The sequence below is a fragment of the Candidatus Enterococcus ikei genome (assembly GCF_017316105.1).
GTDB classification, from domain to species: Bacteria; Bacillota; Bacilli; order Lactobacillales; family Enterococcaceae; genus Enterococcus_L; species Enterococcus_L ikei.
Genome location: NZ_JAFLWD010000038.1, coordinates 1 through 1,649 on the forward strand (window position 1 = coordinate 1; position 1,649 = coordinate 1,649).

Sequence of the window (1,649 nt, forward strand, 5' to 3'; positions counted from 1 at the left end):
GGATCGCATATGTGACAGCCGCCGTACCAGAAGCTACCGCAACAGCGCCAATTCCGCCTTCTAATTCATTCAAACGGTCTTCTAAAACTGCCGTTGTAGGATTCGTGATCCGTGTATAAATATTTCCAGCTTTAGACAATGCAAACTTTTCTGCTGCGTCTTGTGTATCATCAAATGTGTAAGATGTTGTTTGGTAAATTGGAACAGCTCTTGAATTCGTTTCTTTGTCTGGTGTATGTCCACCGTGGATTTGGATCGTTTCGAATTTGTAGTTAGAGTTTGTCATTATGCTTCATTCCTTTTCCATTTTTTATTTTTTTTTATCTTGCTGATACACATGTCACCTTCTTGCATAATGACCACCTCTTTCTATATAGTCTCATTGAAAAGGAATCAAAAAAGCCGCCCCCTACTAGTTTTATGCTAGTAAAGGGCGACTGTCGCGGTACCACCTTTATTGGAAAATCTTTCCATCTCGATCCAAACGCCGAATTTCTTCTTGATTTGGTGCCTTAATAACGGTAGCTGCCGTAAAAATCAAACTGATTTTTCCTCTCTAAGATCATTTTCGACAAGTGTTCATTACTTTCTTTCACCAAACGAAAGCTCTCTAGATCCAACGATAAATCAAATCAGCTGGCTACTAATGTCTGCTTGTGTACTCTTCTTTTCAATGAGTTTTATTATTGATGTTAATATTAGAGGAAACTCATTATTTTGTCAACTTTTTTTCATTTTTAAAAGTATTTCGTCACAACTGAGTGTCCTATTTCTCTTTCTTACTATTTTTTATTATAATTAAGAAAATTGGAGGTCGATTTAATGTCAGCAAGTAATGAAAAAGTGGAACTACTTTTATCTTATCTATCAGAAATTCATACGAAAAGCTTATCTTTATACGATTTAGTTACTAGTCGTCCACGCCCAGAAGAATCTCGAATTCTTTTAAATATCAATGAGGTATTCACCTATTATCATAGTGTACGCATTTTTTACTACAGTAACAATGAACTGACAGCATCAGAAGTGCAACCATTTTTTAGCGCTTTTGAAGATTTTTATTTTGAATTGAAACAAGTCTTTTTCCTTGAAGATGAAGATAGCATTCTACTCTATAACAAGCTAACTGCTATGAAAAATTCTTTTGAACAGTTGACGAATGATTTTAATGTTTTATAATAGAGTAGACAATAGGTAAAGAAGGTGCCCAAATGGATCAAAGCGAAGTTGTAGATCGCTTGCGCGAAGAATTGGAAATTCCATTTTTTAATGGAACGATCGAAGAACGTGAATACACAGAAGCAGAATACCAAAAGATCAAAGCTGACCTTGTTCAATACTTTGATGATTATGTTCGTAATGTGGAGAATTGATACGATATTGGCAGTAATTCGTTATATAAGCCTGAAACAAAACGAGATGGTTTTGTTTCAGGCTTTTTCTATGATTTTACTTTTAGTTTGATTGTTTTGATAATAAAATATGATATCCTGTCCAAATTCAATACAAATAGATAAAATAACTAATCAAATTTAAAAAATAAAATGTTTTTTTCATATTATTAAAATAATAAATAAACGAAATAAAAAACCACCGGCTGAAAAGGCCGATGGAAAAGGAGTATTACTCAATAAGAGTAAAATGAAAAA

3 protein-coding genes and 1 other annotated feature are annotated in these 1,649 nt (G+C 33.4%); of the genes, 2 read left to right on the plus strand and 1 reads right to left on the minus strand.

Translation table 11 applies throughout. The features are described 5' to 3' along the window. The coding region (locus JZO69_RS14390) for a PLP-dependent transferase (RefSeq protein WP_207113531.1) at positions 1–286 on the minus strand (286 nt) is incomplete at its 3' end. Between the two features lie 140 nt (positions 287–426). Beyond that, positions 427–683 (minus strand) — a binding site (T-box leader). A gap of 139 nt (positions 684–822) precedes the next feature. On the opposite strand from JZO69_RS14390, the gene JZO69_RS14395 reads away from it, so the two are divergent. Both JZO69_RS14395 and JZO69_RS14400 read left to right on the plus strand, forming a co-directional pair. Beyond that, positions 823–1,179 carry a hypothetical protein gene (locus JZO69_RS14395; RefSeq protein WP_207113532.1) on the plus strand — a complete coding sequence of 119 codons (357 nt, stop codon included), beginning with the start codon at positions 823–825 and terminating at the stop codon, positions 1,177–1,179. A 32-nt stretch (positions 1,180–1,211) separates the two neighbouring features. Then, the gene (locus tag JZO69_RS14400; RefSeq protein ID WP_086312285.1) at positions 1,212–1,373 is read left to right on the plus strand and encodes a hypothetical protein; all 162 of its coding nucleotides are present in this window, start codon (positions 1,212–1,214) and stop codon (positions 1,371–1,373) included. The last annotated feature ends 276 nt before the right edge of the window (positions 1,374–1,649 follow it).

Bases quoted from the DNA above. Each gene is read 5' to 3' on its own strand.
- JZO69_RS14395 (WP_207113532.1), top strand. From the start codon at position 823: ATGTCAGCAAGTAATGAAAAAGTGGAACTACTTTTATCTTATCTATCA.
- JZO69_RS14400 (WP_086312285.1), top strand. From the start codon at position 1,212: ATGGATCAAAGCGAAGTTGTAGATCGCTTGCGCGAAGAATTGGAAATT.